Origin of the sequence: Aquamicrobium sp. NLF2-7 (assembly GCF_022359935.1) — a bacterium.
Taxonomy (GTDB): Bacteria; Pseudomonadota; Alphaproteobacteria; order Rhizobiales; family Rhizobiaceae; genus Mesorhizobium; species Mesorhizobium lusatiense.
Genome location: NZ_JAKSED010000001.1, coordinates 1,227,459 through 1,242,134 on the forward strand (window position 1 = coordinate 1,227,459; position 14,676 = coordinate 1,242,134).

A 14,676-nucleotide genomic window follows, 5' to 3' on the forward strand; every position below is an offset into this window, starting at 1 on the left:
CCATGATCTGGGATTTCCTATCCGGCAGCAGGCTCACGCCCAGCGCAGCTCGACGATCTCATAACCACGCGCGCCACCCGGTGCATTGACCTCGATCGCATCGCCAACCGCCTTGCCGATCAGCGCACGTGCGATCGGAGAAGAAATGGAAATGCGACCCGCCTTCACATCCGCTTCCTGATCGCCGACGATCTGATAAGTCTTTTCTTCCTCGGTGTCCTCATCCACCAGAACCACGGTAGCTCCGAACTTGATCTTGTCGCCGCTCAGCTTGCTGATGTCGATGACTTCGGCACGTGCGATCAGATCCTCGAGCTCGCCGATGCGACCCTCGTTAAGGCTCTGCGCTTCCTTGGCAGAATGATATTCGGCGTTCTCTGAAAGGTCACCATGTGCGCGGGCCTCAGAAATCGCTTCGATGATGCGAGGCCGTTCATCCTGCTGACGCCAACGCAGCTCCTCCTTGAGAGCCTCAAAACCACCGCCTGTCATCGGCACCTTGTTCATAGCTTCACCTTTCCTGCCGTCCGCACTTTTCCGCGGGTTTTCGACAAAAAGAAAACGGTCCGTCAGGAAACCGACGGAACCGTCAAATTTTGGATTCTCGTCACAATATAGCAAGTGCTGAAGGTTTTTCACGTGCTAAAAATGGAGGGCGTTTTCCCGGCTAATGCTCAGGCTCTAAAAATCAACGCAGCGCCACAGGCAATCAGCGCAAACCCTGCAAGATGGTTCCATGTCAAAGCCTCCTTCAGGTAAACCACCGAGAACACAGCGAACACGCCAAGCGTGATGACTTCCTGAATCGTCTTCAATTCTGCGGTTGAATAAACCTCCGCACCAATCCGGTTGGCCGGCACCGCCAGCCAATATTCGAAGAAAGCAATTCCCCAGCTCACCAGCACGACCGTATAGATCGCTGCACCTTTGAATTTCAGATGTCCGTACCATGCGAAGGTCATGAAGACATTCGAGGCAAGCAGCATCAGGATGGGCAGAACCTTGGGAGACAGGAGCGAAGCCAACGGGATAATCCAGTGAAGCAGAAGAGATTGCGCCATTTCAATTGCATTGCTGGCCCTGTCAATCCCACGTGAACTGGCCAAAGCTCAACGTCAGGGAAACAGGGACGCCAAACCGCACCGCTGTTGAAAGAGGCATGAAGCAAGCAGGAAAGAATTTTGATTTTCGCACGGCAAGAAAATCCCGGGGAGCCGTTCGACATCTGGTCGGCCTGCTGCCTTTCTCGAGCTGGCGTTCGATGAGGACAGAGTAGTGCTTTCGCTGAGAAATACCCCATTGGCACAGGAGCCAGCCATTGCTGTCGTTGAAGCGCTCTTCATCGGCGAGTTGGCGCCGCTGGGTCCCCGGCAGGTGCCGAGCGGCATAGACAAGAAGTCGGTTTGTGGCCGGATCGCCATAACGGCCACCGGGTTGCAGGGCGACAATCAAGGCGACACGCGTCACCATGGCGGCCCGGAAAAGGCGGTCCATCACTATCCCGCCGACCACTATGCGGCCTGGAGCGAGGACGGGATCGTGGCCAACGCTCCCGCGTTCGGCGAGAACATCACGACGCTTGGCCTGTCGGAAGCGAATGTCTGCATAGGAGATATATACCGGTTCGGCTCCGCCCTGCTTCAGGTCAGCCAGGGACGCCAGCCTTGCTGGCGGCTGAATGCGCGCTTCGATCGGTCGGACATGGCGCTGAGAGTTCAGAAAAGCGGCCGGACGGGATGGTATTATCGGGTTCTTGAGGAAGGTCATGCGGCCGCGGGCGACAGCCTCGTTCTGCTGGAACGGCCACAGCCTTGCTGGTCCCTGGCCCGCATCATCGAACTTCTTTACACGCGGACCATGGATTTCGATTCTCTGCGCGATCTCGCTTCATTGCCGGAACTCGCATCCTCGTGGTGTGAGCTTGCCGAAAGACGAATAGCCAGCCGTAAGGTTGAAGACTGGAATCGCCGACTGCACGACAGCCAGACCTGACGTAATCCGACCGAAAAGACTCTTCTTTCAATGAAGTACGCACCTTTTCGGAATCTTCGCGCGAATGCACGACGGCGCGGACTGGCCCATCGAGACAATCGGTTACCGAAGGTGATCATGCCTGCGGCAACTGCCCCTGCACTTTCATCGTTGTCGCTGGATGATCCATATCCGCTTCACCCTGCTTTCCTTGATGACTGCCATATGCCTGATGGCAGCACCTGCTTTAGCCACACAAAAGCCGCCCCAACTTCCCCGGAACGCACCGGTTCCAGAACAGGCGGAACAACAGCAGACACCGCTCCCCCAAAACCGGCCTGATGATGCGCCGGAAGCAATCTCCCCGCCGGACCGCGCACCCACCCCCGAGGCAAAGCCTGCACCGCCTGACCAGTCGCAGAAAACGCCTGATGAGAAGCCCACACGTCCACCAGATCCGCGTTCGGCTGCAACTGCGGCAAAAGAGATGCCCGCGGGTGAACTTGCATGTCGGGCAAGGCTTCGCACGATGGGTGTCGTTTTCAGGGAAAAGCCTGCCGAGCGGGATCCGGAAGCTGGCTGTGCTCTGCCCTACCCCATTGTCGTCACCAGATTGGCCACAAACGTGGAGCTGTCGCCCGAAGCCGAACTCAATTGCGATCTCGCCGAGACTGCCGCGCGTTTCACCGCCGACATTGTCGAGCCTGCGGCACGCGACATCGCGGGCGCCGATCTTGCAGGTATTAGTCAGGCTTCGGCCTATGTCTGCCGCCCGCGCCACAATGGTTCGAAACTGTCCGAGCACGCATTTGGCAATGCGCTCGATATAGCGGCGTTCACCATGAAAGATGGCAGCAGGATCGAAGTCCAGCCTTCGCCCGCTGCAAAACAGCGCCAGTTTCTCGACCATGTCAGAAAGGCCGCCTGCGGACCTTTCAGGACCGTTCTCGGACCCGGCAGCGACCCCGATCATGAAACGCATCTGCATCTCGATCTGGCCCCCCGCCGCAACGGATCCGTTTTTTGCCAGTAAGCCCGCCCCAATGCCGCCACAGGCATGAACGCCGCTGCTGATCTTTCCTTTACCCTTCACAGCTAAGCTTTGCATTCCAAGGGAACAGAGTTTGGTTCGTCATGGCCGGGAAATCCCCCAGCGCAGCACCCGGCGCCCCTTTTTTGCGGCGCCTTGTCCGGCTCTCCACCGGCATCGCCATCTTTGCCGCAATCACCGGCTTGTCGGCCTGCAACACCGGCAGCGTTCTCGATCTTCAGCCTGCCGTAGACGTTGGAACACAGACGTCTGCCGTGCAGGCAGGGGTCGGCATGCAGGCATTGGTACCATCAAACCCCTATCTGACGGCAGCCTATCCTCGCTTCGACCGGCCCATGCCGCAGACCACCCAGCTTCCACAGGAAGAGGTGGAATGCCGCAAGGAATTGAAACGGCTGCGCGTGGCCTACACCGATCTCGCGCCCATCAATGACGGTGGCCAATGCGGCATTGATCACCCCGTGAAAGTAACGGCAATCGGCGGCGTGGAAATGAAACCAGCCGCGACGCTGACCTGTGCCATGGCCGCAAGCTTCGCCAGCTGGACCCGAAACGAACTGACACCTGCCGCACGCTGGCGCTATCTTTCGGGAGTCAAGTCGATACGGCAGGGCTCCAGCTATTCCTGCCGCAAGATACGCGGCGAAGGGGTTCTTTCCGAGCATGGCAAAGGCAACGCGCTCGACGTGATGGCGATCGAGCTGAACAATGGCAAGCTCATCGACGTCCGCAAACCTGGTCTGTTCGCGTTCCGCGAGCGCGGCCTGCTCAACACCGTGCGCGCCGACGGTTGTTCGTATTTCACCACGGTTCTTGGTCCCGGCTACAACTACGATCACCGCGACCATTTTCATTTCGACATAAAAAACCGCAGAAACGGCTACCGGGCCTGCAGATAACGCATCGTTGATGCGCATAACAATCAGTGCGGCTGATTTGCTCTCTTTTCTAGAGGGGCTCCTGGGTGCTAATGAGCATTCATGCTATACACTGAAATCGCCATCGTGGTCGTCCTCATCTGCGTGAACGGCCTGCTGGCCATGTCGGAACTGGCGATCGTCTCGTCTCGCCCGGCGCGCCTCAAGACGATGGTCGACCGAAATATCCGCGGCGCAGCGCGCGCGCTGGAACTGGGCGCCAACCCGGGCAAGTTCCTGTCGACCGTCCAGATCGGCATTACGCTCGTGGGCGTGCTCTCGGGTGCCTTCTCCGGTGCCACTTTGGGCGACCGCCTCTCCAAGCTTCTTGCTGCTTCAGGCATGTCGGCCGGAGTTGCGCAGCCGCTCGGCGTCGGCATCGTGGTAGCGCTCATCACCTATGCCTCGCTCATCATCGGCGAGCTCGTGCCGAAGCAGATCGCGCTTCGCGATCCCGAGCGCATCGCTTCGAAGGTCGCCGGGCCGATGTCCGTTCTGGCGACGGTTTGCGCTCCTCTGGTATGGCTGCTGGACCTTTCAGGACGGTCGGTGCTGTGGCTGCTTGGCCAGCGTGGCGAAAGCGAGGAGAAGGTCACCGACGAAGAGATCAAGATGATCGTCGCCGAGGCCGAGCATCAGGGCACCATCGAATCCGACGAGCGGCGCATGATCGCCGGTGTGATGCGATTGGGTGACCGGGCGGTGCGCGCGGTCATGACCCCACGCACGGATGTCGACTGGCTTAACGTCCAGTCTGACGAGGCCACGATTCGCCGGGTGCTGATGGAAAGTCCGCACTCGCGCCTCCCCGCCGCCGACGGCAATGTCGACGACATGATAGGCGTGGTGCAGACACGCGATATCCTCGCGACTCTGCTCGCCGGCAAACCGCTCGATACGCGCAAGCATGTGCAGCAGGCGCCAATCGTCCACGATCAGGCCGACGCGCTCGATGTGCTTGCAAAGCTCAAGGAAGCCGACATGCCGATGGCGCTCGTGCATGATGAATACGGCCACTTTGAAGGCGTGGTGACGCCAGCGGATATTCTGGAAGCAATCACCGGCGTCTTCCGCTCCGATCTGGATGAGGACGATTCCGACGAAACCGCGTTCCAGCGTGAGGACGGCTCATGGCTTCTGGCCGGCTACATGCAGGCCGATGAAATGGCTGACATGATCGGTATCGATCTGCCGGAAAATCGCGACTACGAAACCGTTGCCGGATATGTTCTGTCACATATGCATCATTTGCCGGCCACGGGCGAAACGGTCGATGCACAGGGCTGGCGTTTCGAGGTGGTCGATCTCGACGGCCGCCGCATAGACAAGGTTCTGGCTACCAAACTGCAAGCTGCGAGCTGAAACCGAAGAAAAGGGCCCCGGAAACAACCGAGGCCCTCTTTTTCCTGCCGATACCGTCAGGCTGCCTTGACCTGCGCTTCGGCCACGCGCGCGGCGCGCAACGCCCTGGCCCACCATACCATATCCTCCAGAAGCGCATCCGCGCCTTCCTTCAGATGGGCCAGATCCGCAATGTCCTGTCCCTGCAGGATTGCGACGAAATCGTTGCGCAGGATATGGACGGCCGCGCGGACGGGAGCCATCTGCATCTCGACTGCGATCTGCCGCAGGTGCTCCACCGCCCTCGCCCCACCCACGCCGCCATAGCCGACGAAACCGGCAGGCTTGCGAAACACCTGCGCCCCGGCATAGTCGAAGGCGTTCTTGAGCACACCAGTCGGCGCATGGTTGTATTCGGCTGCCGTGAAAACATAGCCATCGAACTCTTCCAGCTTTTCCTGCCAGCGGCGGGCATGCTCGTCCTTCGAAGGCGCCCACAGCGGTGACGCATCCTCCGCGAACAATGCCATCGGATAATCCCTGAGGTCGACGATTTCGGCTTCTGCATCGTCCCTCTGATTGATGAGATCGGCGATCCAGCGAGCAGGCTTTTCGGCAAAGCGCTTTTCCCGGATGGAGCCGATGACGACGGCGAGCCTGACTTTGGAAGACGGCATGCATATTCTCCGTTAAGAATGGTATAAAAAAGAAACCGACACTATTTATGTAACCTTGGAGCATCAACGCAAGGAGGCACTTTTTTGAAACCAAGGCACGATCACCGCAGTGAGGATTGCCGCGCCATCAGCGCGCTCCTGCAACGTGTCGGCGACAAATGGACTGTGCTGGTCGTGACGACACTCGGCAAAGGACCGATGCGCTTCAGCGAGCTGAGACATGCAATTGGCGGCATTTCGCAGAAGATGCTGACGACCACTCTGCGCAGCCTGGAACGCGACGGCTTCGCCACGCGCACCGTTTTTCCCACCATACCGCCGAGGGTGGATTATGAGCTGACGGATCTGGGTCGCGAGCTCCTGGTTCCCGTAACCGCACTCAGCGAATGGGCCCGCGCCAACACCGAGCGGATCAACAAGGCCCGGGTGCGCTTCGATACAACCGTTAAATGACAGGTGGAGGCGAGTTACTCGCCCGGAACACGGGTCGGCTTGCCTTCGTCATCCAGCGCCACCATGACGAAATCGGCATGCGTGACCATTTCCATGAGTTCGGACAGGTAGCGCTGGGCCCAGGCCTCCACTTTCAGCGTCATGGAACTGCGTCCAACGCGCTCTATGCGAGTATAGATGCACAGCGTATCGCCGATCTTGACCGGCTTTGCGAAGGACATTTCCTTCACAGCCGCCGTCACCACACGGCCACGCGCGCGTTCGGCTGCTCTGATGCCGCAGGCAAGATCCATCTGTGCCATCACCCAGCCGCCGAAGATATCGCCGGCCGCATTGGCGTCGGCGGGCATGGCCAACGTGCGCAGCGTGAGCTCCCCCTGCGGCGCGCCGTTCACATATTGCACCATGCCTGACCTCCGGAATTTTTCGCTTTCATGGCGTAGCCATCCAACGGCGACACGTCAACAGTCGGAAGAAAACCCTGCGCAAAATCAAGTGATTGCAGTATTTTCCGGAATCGATTTGCCAGAAGAGCGTATCGATGTCTCAGCCTGCGTATCACAAGCTGCTTCACCCGCCGTCACCGGACTACGGCCGTGACGGCAGCAATTCCTTTCCACATTGAACACGCTCATCATGCAGGTAATGAAAAAGCCGGCCCCTGCGGGGACCGGCTGAAACTCGTTGTCTGAACTGGTTTCTTACGAAGCAGATTCGATCGACGTCACCAACCCTGTCGTATCGTCTACGGTCACCACGACATTGGCGCCCACCGACAACTGGTCGACCGCGGCTTCCGGTGGCAACTGATAGATCTTGCCGTCATCCAGCGTGATCGATTTGGTTTCCGGGTCGACCGCCTGGATCGTGCCCTGCACGGTTGCCGCGTAAGCGGTGCTAAGAAGTGCGAGAAGGGCAGCGGCGGTGGCGAGTGTCTTTTTCATGTCGGATACTCCGTTTTTGGCGGTTTTCCTCAGGCAACCCGGCATGCGAACTGCCCTGCGACACCCGGAAGCTATGTGACCCGATCCCGATTTCAAATCACGAAAGATAACTTTTCCAAACATTATCAGCGACTTAATTCTGACACATTGGCGCCTTTGCCGGGCATTCAGCATCTTGCCCATCGGCTACGTGTGACAGGTCTTTGCCTTCAAAAGGAATCGGTTGCACCCCACCGGACACAAAACATAACAGCCGCACCGGTGCCCGATTGCAGAGCCCGAGCCGATCACAGCGCGCTGGCGAAAAAACGCCTGCGAACACATTTTGTTTCATTGGTCCAGCCGCTGAACCAGCTTTCCAGCGAGAAGCAAATCTGCCATATCGGCAGTGGCGCTTATCGGAGCCTTCACCTTGTTTTACTGGATCGAAGCCATAGGCGCGTGTGCCGCGCTCATCACGACGCTCGGCTGGGTTCCGCAGGTCGTCAAGCTTGCCCGCGAGCGCAAGGCGGACGATATTTCGCTGGCAGCCACGAGCGCCATAGCCGCAGGTGTCGCCCTTTGGGCCGTCTACGGCGTTCTCATCGGCTCCTGGCCGGTTATTATCGCCAACATACTCACGCTTCTTTTCGTCGGCGCCATCGTGCTCATGAAATTGCGCTTTGGTTGAAGTCTGCTGACAACCTGCTGTCAGCAGATCATCCGGACAGCGGACTTGTGTTCCGCTGCCCCTTTCCATTTGCGGTGAGTCCACCCATATTCGGCCTATGTCCAAATCCTCCCCGAAACCGGCGCAGCCCCAGCGGCGCAGCCCGCTTACCGACTTTCATGACGCCAGCGAACCGCTGCGCGACGGCGGCTTCGCCGAAGCACCGCAGAGCGATTTTTCGGGAGCGCCTCTGTCTGGCTCAATAGCGGATTGGGCGGAGCAGATTTCGCAGGAAGCCGAACAGCAGCGATTATCTGCAACTCAAGGCAACGGTACCGATAAAGCCTCTGGCAAACCAGCGAAGAAAGTCGCACCGCGCTCCGCCTCGCCTACGCGCACTGCGCGTGGCACCTCGATGGGTGGGGCGGCTTCCGCTAAAGATCGCGCTGCAGCGGGTCTGAACCCCGTGGCGGGCCTCGACATCTCGCTGGAAGATGCCGCTTCCCTGCCCAAGTCCGCGGTTACCGCAACGGTACAGGCCTTGTCCGACCTGATCGAAAGCGGCAATCCGCTGCACAAGAACGGCAAGATCTGGACCCCGCACCGCCCTGCCCGGCCGGAAAAATCTGAAGGCGGCATTCCGATAAGCATGGAATCCGACTTCCAGCCCGCCGGCGACCAGCCGACGGCTATCAGGGATCTGGTCGAGGGCATTGCCAACGACGACCGCACGCAGGTCCTGCTTGGCGTGACCGGTTCCGGCAAGACCTTCACCATGGCGAAGGTGATCGAGGAGACGCAGCGCCCTGCCCTGATCCTGGCACCCAACAAGACGCTGGCAGCCCAGCTCTATGCGGAGTTCAGGAAATTCTTCCCGAACAATGCGGTGGAGTATTTCGTCTCGTACTACGACTACTACCAGCCCGAGGCCTATGTGCCGCGCACGGACACCTATATCGAAAAGGAATCCTCCATCAACGAGCAGATCGACCGCATGCGCCACTCGGCCACGCGGTCGCTGCTGGAGCGCGACGACGTCATCATCGTCGCTTCGGTTTCGTGCATCTATGGTATCGGCTCGGTCGAAACCTATACGGCCATGACCTTCCAGATGCAGGTTGGCGACCGGCTCGACCAGCGACAGTTGCTGGCTGATCTTGTCGCCCAGCAATACAAGCGGCAGGACGCGAATTTCGTGCGTGGTTCCTTCCGGGTGCGCGGCGACACAATCGAGATTTTCCCGGCTCACCTTGAGGATCGTGCCTGGCGCGTCTCCCTGTTCGGAGACGAGATCGACGCGATCACCGAGTTCGATCCGCTCACCGGCAACAAGACCGGCGACCTGAAGAGCGTGAAAATCTATGCGAATTCGCACTATGTCACGCCGCGCCCGACCTTGAATCAGGCTATTAAGTCCATCAAGGAAGAATTGCAGCAGCGCCTGCAAGAGCTTGAAAAGGCTGGGCGTCTGCTGGAGGCGCAAAGGCTGGAGCAGCGCACGCGCTTCGACCTCGAAATGCTGGAAGCCACGGGTTCATGCGCCGGCATCGAGAACTATTCGCGCTATCTTACCGGCCGTGCGCCGGGCGACCCGCCGCCGACCTTGTTCGAATATGTGCCGGACAATGCGCTGGTCTTCATCGACGAGAGCCATGTCACCATCCCCCAGATCGGCGGCATGTACCGCGGCGACTTCCGCCGCAAGGCAACACTGGCGGAGTATGGCTTCCGTTTGCCGTCCTGCATGGATAACCGGCCCCTGCGCTTCGAGGAATGGGATGCAATGCGCCCGCTCAGCGTGGCGGTGTCGGCAACGCCGGGCGGTTGGGAAATGGAACAGGCCGGCGGTGTATTCGCCGAGCAGGTCATTCGCCCCACCGGGCTGATCGACCCGCCTGTCGAGGTTCGTCCGGCAAAATCGCAGGTCGACGACGTTCTCGGAGAAATCCGTGAGACGACGAAAAAAGGCTATCGCACGCTGGTGACGGTGCTGACCAAGCGCATGGCCGAGGACCTTACGGAATATTTGCATGAGCAGGGCATTCGCGTGCGTTACATGCATTCCGACATCGATACGCTGGAGCGCATCGAAATCCTGCGCGACCTGCGCCTCGGAGCCTTTGACGTTCTGGTCGGCATCAACCTCCTGCGCGAAGGGCTCGACATTCCCGAATGCGGATTCGTGGCCATCCTCGACGCGGACAAGGAAGGTTTCCTGCGCTCTGAAACCTCATTGATCCAGACCATCGGCCGCGCTGCGCGCAATGTAGACGGCAAGGTCATTCTCTACGCCGACCAGATCACCGGCTCGATGGAGCGCGCCATGGCGGAAACAAACCGCCGCCGCGAGAAGCAGCTCGAGTACAACAAGGCAAACGGCATCACCCCGGAATCGGTCAAGTCGCGCATCGCGGATATTCTTGAATCGGTCTACGAGAAGGATCATGTCCGCGCCGACATCTCTCAGTTCACAGACGATGCCGGCCAGATGATGGGCAACAATCTCAAGGCGCATCTGGAGCATTTGCAGAAGAAAATGCGGGATGCCGCTGCCGACCTCAATTTCGAGGAAGCAGCCCGTCTTCGCGACGAGGTCAAGCGCCTCACGGAGCTGGAGCTTCAGATTTCCGACGACCCGCTGGCGAAATACGCCGAATCCGAGAGCCCGGTCTCGGGGCGGGAAAAGGGCAAGCATAACAAGGGGCGCGCGCGGCATAAGACTGTGGAAGATGGGCCTGAAAACACCTCCCTGTTCTCCAAGCCTTCACTGGACGATATGGGGCCTGGAACCGACATGCCGACCCCGGCAGGAGCAGTTTCACGGTCTCTGTTCAAGAAACAGTCGGCGCAGGAAGCTCATGGTTCAGATTTCGGCCTCCCGGATGGTGACAAGTCCCTGTTCCGAAAGAACACGCTCGACGAAATGACGGTAGGGCGCACCGAAAAGCCCGTTGACGGCAGAAAACCGGCAAAGCCGGATGATGTGAAACCCGTCAGGCGAGAGCGTATCGGCATCGGCTCATACGAGGACGCGGCCGATATCGCGAAAAGCCGGCGCCGTCCTTCCAAGACCGGGAAGCCGGGGAAATAACCTCGTGGTGGCGGGTACCTCCGCCACCCGTAGCTCGTCGTCGTCATACGTCCTGTGGGGGGCTCGCAATGTCAAACCCGGGAGAAGCACATGAACGATGCAGAGGCGAAAACCCAGACCCCGCCCATGCCGAAGGCGCTCGGCGGCCTCACCCCTTACCTCCAGGTGGACGGGGCACTGAAGGCCGCTGAATTCTACCGGAGAGCCTTTGGCGCAGAACTGGTGTATGCCGTGCCACCCGACGAGCAGGGCCGGACCATGCACGTTCATCTCTACGTCAACGGCTCCAGCCTGATGCTGTGTGACGCCTATCCGGAACACGGGCATCCGCATCAGCCGGTTCAGGGCTGCACCATGCAACTTCATCTGACGGCAGAAAACATCGACTCGTGGTGGAAGCGTGCTGTCGACACCGGGTGCGAAGTTGTGATGCCGCTTGACGTGATGTTCTGGGGTGATCGCTGGGGCAAACCGCTACCGATTGCGTTGCGCGAACGTGTTGCCGTGTATGTGGACGAAGGTCATGGCCACCGGGAGGCGGCCCGGCATTTCCGGGTTTCGCCTCGCTTCGTGAACGAGTTGATGAAGCTTCGTCGCGAGACGGGTTCGCTTGCGCCGCGCCGGCAGGGTCATTCTCCGGGCTGGGGCAAGCTTGCGCCGCACAGCGCCTTTGTGCGCGAGCGGATGGCGGCTTCAGGCGAACTGACTCTGGACGAACTGTGCATCGAGCTTGCGGCGCGCGACGTGATCGTCCACCGCTCCAGCGTCTGTCGCCTGCTGCACCGTCTTGGGCTCAGCCACAAAAAAAACGCTTCAAGCCAGCGAGCAGGTGCGTCCCGACATCCGTGAGGCGCGCCAGTTGTGGATGGGCAGGCGAAAGCGCTTCTTCGCCAAAGCCTTGCCGCGCCTGATCTTCATCGATGAGACGTCGACCAACGCCAAACTGACCAAGCGCACCGGCTGGTCACCGAAGGGCGAGCGCTACCGCACGCACGCCCCCTTTGGCCAATGGCACAGCCAGACCTTCATCGCCGGCCTGCGCTGCCACGGGATGGTCGCGCCGTGGATCGTCAATGCGCCGATGAACGCCCGCCGCTTCGAGACCTGGATCGAGACGCAACTGGCTCCTGAACTTCAGCCCGGCGACGTCGTCATCCTCGACAATGTCGCTTTCCACAAGAGCGAGCGCGCCGCCGAACTGGTGCGAAAGCGCGGCGCATGGTTGCTGTTCCTGCCGCCATATTCACCAGACCTCAACCCGATCGAGATGGCGTTCTCAAAACTCAAGGCGCTGCTGCGCAAGAAGGCAGCCAGAACCTTCGACACCTTGTGCGATGCGCTCGGCGACATCTGCCAACTCTTCGACCCAACCCAGTGTCGAAACTTCTTCAAAGCGGCAGGGTATGAGGATGATTAAGTGCGACACGCTTTAGAAGAAAGGGGCGGACCTTTTTTGACCCGCCCCTTTCAAATCGTAAAAGATCAACGGCAGCTGCCGTTGCCGACGATCCGCCAATCTGCTGCCCTTGCTTCGCAGGCATTCGGGAAGGTGCGCAGCTGTCCGCGACTGGATGCACACACTGGAGCGTATTCACGTGTGCAGGCTCCTTGCGGACGGCCGGGCCGTTCTGGCCGCGTCCCGGGCCGATCGGAACCGGGGCGACCATCCCAGCCGGGCCTGTTTCCACCGGACCTGCAAGCGCCCTCATGGCTGATCCTGTATCCGTTGGTTCTTGCCTGGCAGCTGTTGCCGAAAGTCCGGCTTTCAGAGCCACGCACGCCGCAAACCGGTGCGTATTCCATGGTACATGCCTGTGCCGGCGGGCGCGGGCGTGGTGGCGGAGGCCTGTAGCCGGCCCCATCATCGACAGCCACACAAGCCGCCAGCATGCCGGACGCCAGCAACACTGCAGCTCCCGACAGAAAAACACTTCTGAATCTCATCAATTCCCTCTCCTGTGTGCTAGTGGCAGCGCCAACAACGCGTGACAAGGCTTACAGTTCCGGATGCTGCCCGCAAGCCGTTGAATCCCATTAACCTGAGAGTGCCCTGCCCTGGCTTTGAAAAGGCGCGGTCTTGCCACAGTCACAAATCCGTGCGATAAGTTCAATGTTCGGGTATTTGCATCCCGGAGAATGGAACGTTTTGGACGACTCTTTTCCCGATATCGTGAATCTCTGACAACCCCGTTCTGGCGGGGGGTTACCCGTGCGCGAATGCATGACCGCCGAGCAACCACCGGACCTCTGACTGCCCTGGCAAACGAGGTTCTGAATGACGATAGGGCGAAGGAGTTCTCCCAATGTCCCAGACCGGAACTGTAAAATTCTTCAACAGCACCAAAGGCTTCGGCTTCATCACGCCCGATGGCGGCGCCAAGGACGTTTTCGTCCATATTTCTGCGATCGAGGCCTCCGGCTTGCGTACTCTGGTTGATGGCCAGAAGGTTACTTTCGATGTTGAGCCTGACCGCATGGGCAAAGGCCCCAAGGCTGTCAATCTTCGCGCTGCGTGATTCCGGCTGCAAATGCAGTTAAGACAGAGGCGCGACAACAAAGGTCGCGCCTTTTCTGTTTCATGGCCGGAAACTATGATGAAGAGGCGAAAGACTCAAAGTTTCTGTTGCCGTTGAAGTGAAAATAAAGGACAAATTCCGTCCTCGGGTATTTTACAATCCCGATATAAAGACTGTGGGACTTATAAGGGAGCATCCCATGCCGCAGACCGGCACCGTAAAATTCTTCAATCACGCCAAAGGCTTCGGTTTCATCACGCCTGACGATGGTGCCAAGGACGTCTTCGTCCACATCTCTGCCGTTCAGGCTTCGGGCCTTCCCGGTCTTGAGGACGGACAGAAAGTTACCTTCGAGACCGAGCCGGACAAGCGCGGCAAGGGACCCAAGGCGGTCAATCTTACCGTCGGCTGATACACGGCGGAACATCTGGCCGGCGGTTACGTTTAACGGACAATACACCGTTTCGTTCAGCCGCCGTTCAGGCACGGTCCCTTATCTCTCGGGGCAACATCGAACCGGTAACGGCGGTGGGCTTCGAACAGGAGACCGTCATGAACAGATTTTTCAAGGCTTGCGTGCTGTCGACGGCAGTTGTCGCAACCACATTAAGCGCCCTGCCCGCCGCCGAGGCTCGTGACTGGCGGCGCGGTGGTTATGGTGGTCACGGGGGCTATTATGGCCATGACTACAATCGCCACCACAAGCGCTCCAGGGGTGACGCTGTAGCAGCTGGCGTTATCGGGCTCGCCGCTGGCGCGCTGATCGGTGGTGCACTGGCTTCACAGCCTCGCTACTACGAGCCAGAACCTACCTACGTTATCCGCGAACCGCGACCGGCTCCGTACCGCACCACATATCGTAACGACACCTATCGTGCATCCTACGAGCCCTGGAGCCCGCAATGGTACAGGTACTGCTCGGCTCGCTATCGTAGCTTCGATGCGCGCTCCGGCACGTTCCTTGGATATGATGGCCAAAGGCATTTCTGCCAGGCTAATTGAGGCAAAGGGAACGACTTTTCACAAAGTCTCCAAACGCATCATATCGTTTCCAAAGAAAAAGGAG

17 protein-coding genes and 1 pseudogene are annotated in these 14,676 nt (G+C 59.3%); 12 read left to right on the top strand and 6 right to left on the bottom strand.

Going from position 1 to position 14,676, the window contains the following annotated elements:
* Window positions 1-33: 33 nt before the first annotated feature.
* On the bottom strand, window positions 34-507 hold the full coding sequence (greA, locus tag MIC97_RS05970) for a transcription elongation factor GreA (protein ID WP_183832569.1): 474 nt from the start codon (window positions 505-507) through the stop codon (window positions 34-36).
* Window positions 508-674: 167 nt separating this feature from the next.
* Complete coding sequence (locus tag MIC97_RS05975; RefSeq protein ID WP_239801046.1) at window positions 675-1,025, bottom strand: DMT family protein; 351 nt, start codon at window positions 1,023-1,025, stop codon at window positions 675-677.
* 274 nt (window positions 1,026-1,299) lie between these two features.
* On the opposite strand from MIC97_RS05975, the gene MIC97_RS05980 reads away from it, so the two are divergent.
* The 4 genes from MIC97_RS05980 to MIC97_RS05995 all read left to right on the top strand — a co-directional run bounded on the left by MIC97_RS05980 (window position 1,300) and on the right by MIC97_RS05995 (window position 5,301).
* The gene (locus tag MIC97_RS05980) at window positions 1,300-1,992 is read left to right on the top strand and encodes an MOSC domain-containing protein (RefSeq protein ID WP_239799269.1); all 693 of its coding nucleotides are present in this window, start codon (window positions 1,300-1,302) and stop codon (window positions 1,990-1,992) included.
* Between the two features lie 160 nt (window positions 1,993-2,152).
* Window positions 2,153-3,004 (top strand): extensin family protein, encoded by an 852-nt coding sequence (locus MIC97_RS05985; RefSeq protein ID WP_239799270.1) that lies wholly within the window; start codon window positions 2,153-2,155, stop codon window positions 3,002-3,004.
* A 101-nt stretch (window positions 3,005-3,105) separates the two neighbouring features.
* The gene (locus MIC97_RS05990; protein ID WP_239799271.1) at window positions 3,106-3,921 is read left to right on the top strand and encodes an extensin family protein; all 816 of its coding nucleotides are present in this window, start codon (window positions 3,106-3,108) and stop codon (window positions 3,919-3,921) included.
* 81 nt (window positions 3,922-4,002) lie between these two features.
* Entirely contained in the window at window positions 4,003-5,301 is a 1,299-nt protein-coding gene (locus MIC97_RS05995; RefSeq protein WP_239799272.1) for a hemolysin family protein, read from the top strand.
* 56 nt (window positions 5,302-5,357) lie between these two features.
* Here the strand turns inward: MIC97_RS05995 and MIC97_RS06000 are convergent, their stop codons facing one another.
* On the bottom strand, window positions 5,358-5,957 hold the full coding sequence (locus MIC97_RS06000; protein ID WP_183832573.1) for an NAD(P)H-dependent oxidoreductase: 600 nt from the start codon (window positions 5,955-5,957) through the stop codon (window positions 5,358-5,360).
* A gap of 84 nt (window positions 5,958-6,041) precedes the next feature.
* On the opposite strand from MIC97_RS06000, the gene MIC97_RS06005 reads away from it, so the two are divergent.
* A complete protein-coding gene (locus MIC97_RS06005; RefSeq protein ID WP_239799273.1) occupies window positions 6,042-6,410 on the top strand; it encodes a helix-turn-helix domain-containing protein in 369 nt (122 codons plus the stop codon).
* Between the two features lie 14 nt (window positions 6,411-6,424).
* Here the strand turns inward: MIC97_RS06005 and MIC97_RS06010 are convergent, their stop codons facing one another.
* Together MIC97_RS06010 and MIC97_RS06015 are read right to left on the bottom strand one after the other, a co-directional pair.
* Window positions 6,425-6,817, bottom strand: coding sequence for an acyl-CoA thioesterase (locus tag MIC97_RS06010; RefSeq protein ID WP_183832575.1), 393 nt, complete (start codon window positions 6,815-6,817; stop codon window positions 6,425-6,427).
* Between the two features lie 294 nt (window positions 6,818-7,111).
* On the bottom strand, window positions 7,112-7,354 hold the full coding sequence (locus tag MIC97_RS06015; protein WP_239799274.1) for a DUF1344 domain-containing protein: 243 nt from the start codon (window positions 7,352-7,354) through the stop codon (window positions 7,112-7,114).
* A 412-nt stretch (window positions 7,355-7,766) separates the two neighbouring features.
* Here MIC97_RS06015 and MIC97_RS06020 point away from each other — a divergent pair, with 412 nt between their 5' ends.
* The 4 genes and pseudogenes from MIC97_RS06020 to MIC97_RS06035 all read left to right on the top strand — a co-directional run bounded on the left by MIC97_RS06020 (window position 7,767) and on the right by MIC97_RS06035 (window position 12,511).
* Window positions 7,767-8,024, top strand: a complete 258-nt coding sequence (locus MIC97_RS06020) for a SemiSWEET transporter (protein WP_239799275.1) — start codon at window positions 7,767-7,769, stop codon at window positions 8,022-8,024.
* 97 nt (window positions 8,025-8,121) lie between these two features.
* On the top strand, window positions 8,122-11,094 hold the full coding sequence (uvrB, locus tag MIC97_RS06025) for an excinuclease ABC subunit UvrB (protein WP_239799276.1): 2,973 nt from the start codon (window positions 8,122-8,124) through the stop codon (window positions 11,092-11,094).
* 90 nt (window positions 11,095-11,184) lie between these two features.
* Window positions 11,185-11,565: pseudogene (locus tag MIC97_RS06030) on the top strand (VOC family protein); the annotation flags it as partial.
* Window positions 11,566-11,923: 358 nt separating this feature from the next.
* Entirely contained in the window at window positions 11,924-12,511 is a 588-nt protein-coding gene (locus MIC97_RS06035) for an IS630 family transposase (protein ID WP_239799277.1), read from the top strand.
* 65 nt (window positions 12,512-12,576) lie between these two features.
* Here the strand turns inward: MIC97_RS06035 and MIC97_RS06040 are convergent, their stop codons facing one another.
* Window positions 12,577-13,038, bottom strand: a complete 462-nt coding sequence (locus tag MIC97_RS06040) for a Kazal-type serine protease inhibitor domain-containing protein (protein WP_239799278.1) — start codon at window positions 13,036-13,038, stop codon at window positions 12,577-12,579.
* A 359-nt stretch (window positions 13,039-13,397) separates the two neighbouring features.
* Here MIC97_RS06040 and MIC97_RS06045 point away from each other — a divergent pair, with 359 nt between their 5' ends.
* The 3 genes from MIC97_RS06045 (at window position 13,398) to MIC97_RS06055 (ending at window position 14,612) form a co-directional block, all read left to right on the top strand.
* Entirely contained in the window at window positions 13,398-13,610 is a 213-nt protein-coding gene (locus tag MIC97_RS06045; protein WP_183832580.1) for a cold-shock protein, read from the top strand.
* A 199-nt stretch (window positions 13,611-13,809) separates the two neighbouring features.
* Window positions 13,810-14,022: a cold-shock protein gene (locus MIC97_RS06050; RefSeq protein WP_056105658.1), complete on the top strand. Its 213-nt coding sequence runs from the start codon at window positions 13,810-13,812 to the stop codon at window positions 14,020-14,022.
* A 140-nt stretch (window positions 14,023-14,162) separates the two neighbouring features.
* Window positions 14,163-14,612, top strand: a complete 450-nt coding sequence (locus tag MIC97_RS06055; RefSeq protein WP_239799279.1) for a BA14K family protein — start codon at window positions 14,163-14,165, stop codon at window positions 14,610-14,612.
* The last annotated feature ends 64 nt before the right edge of the window (window positions 14,613-14,676 follow it).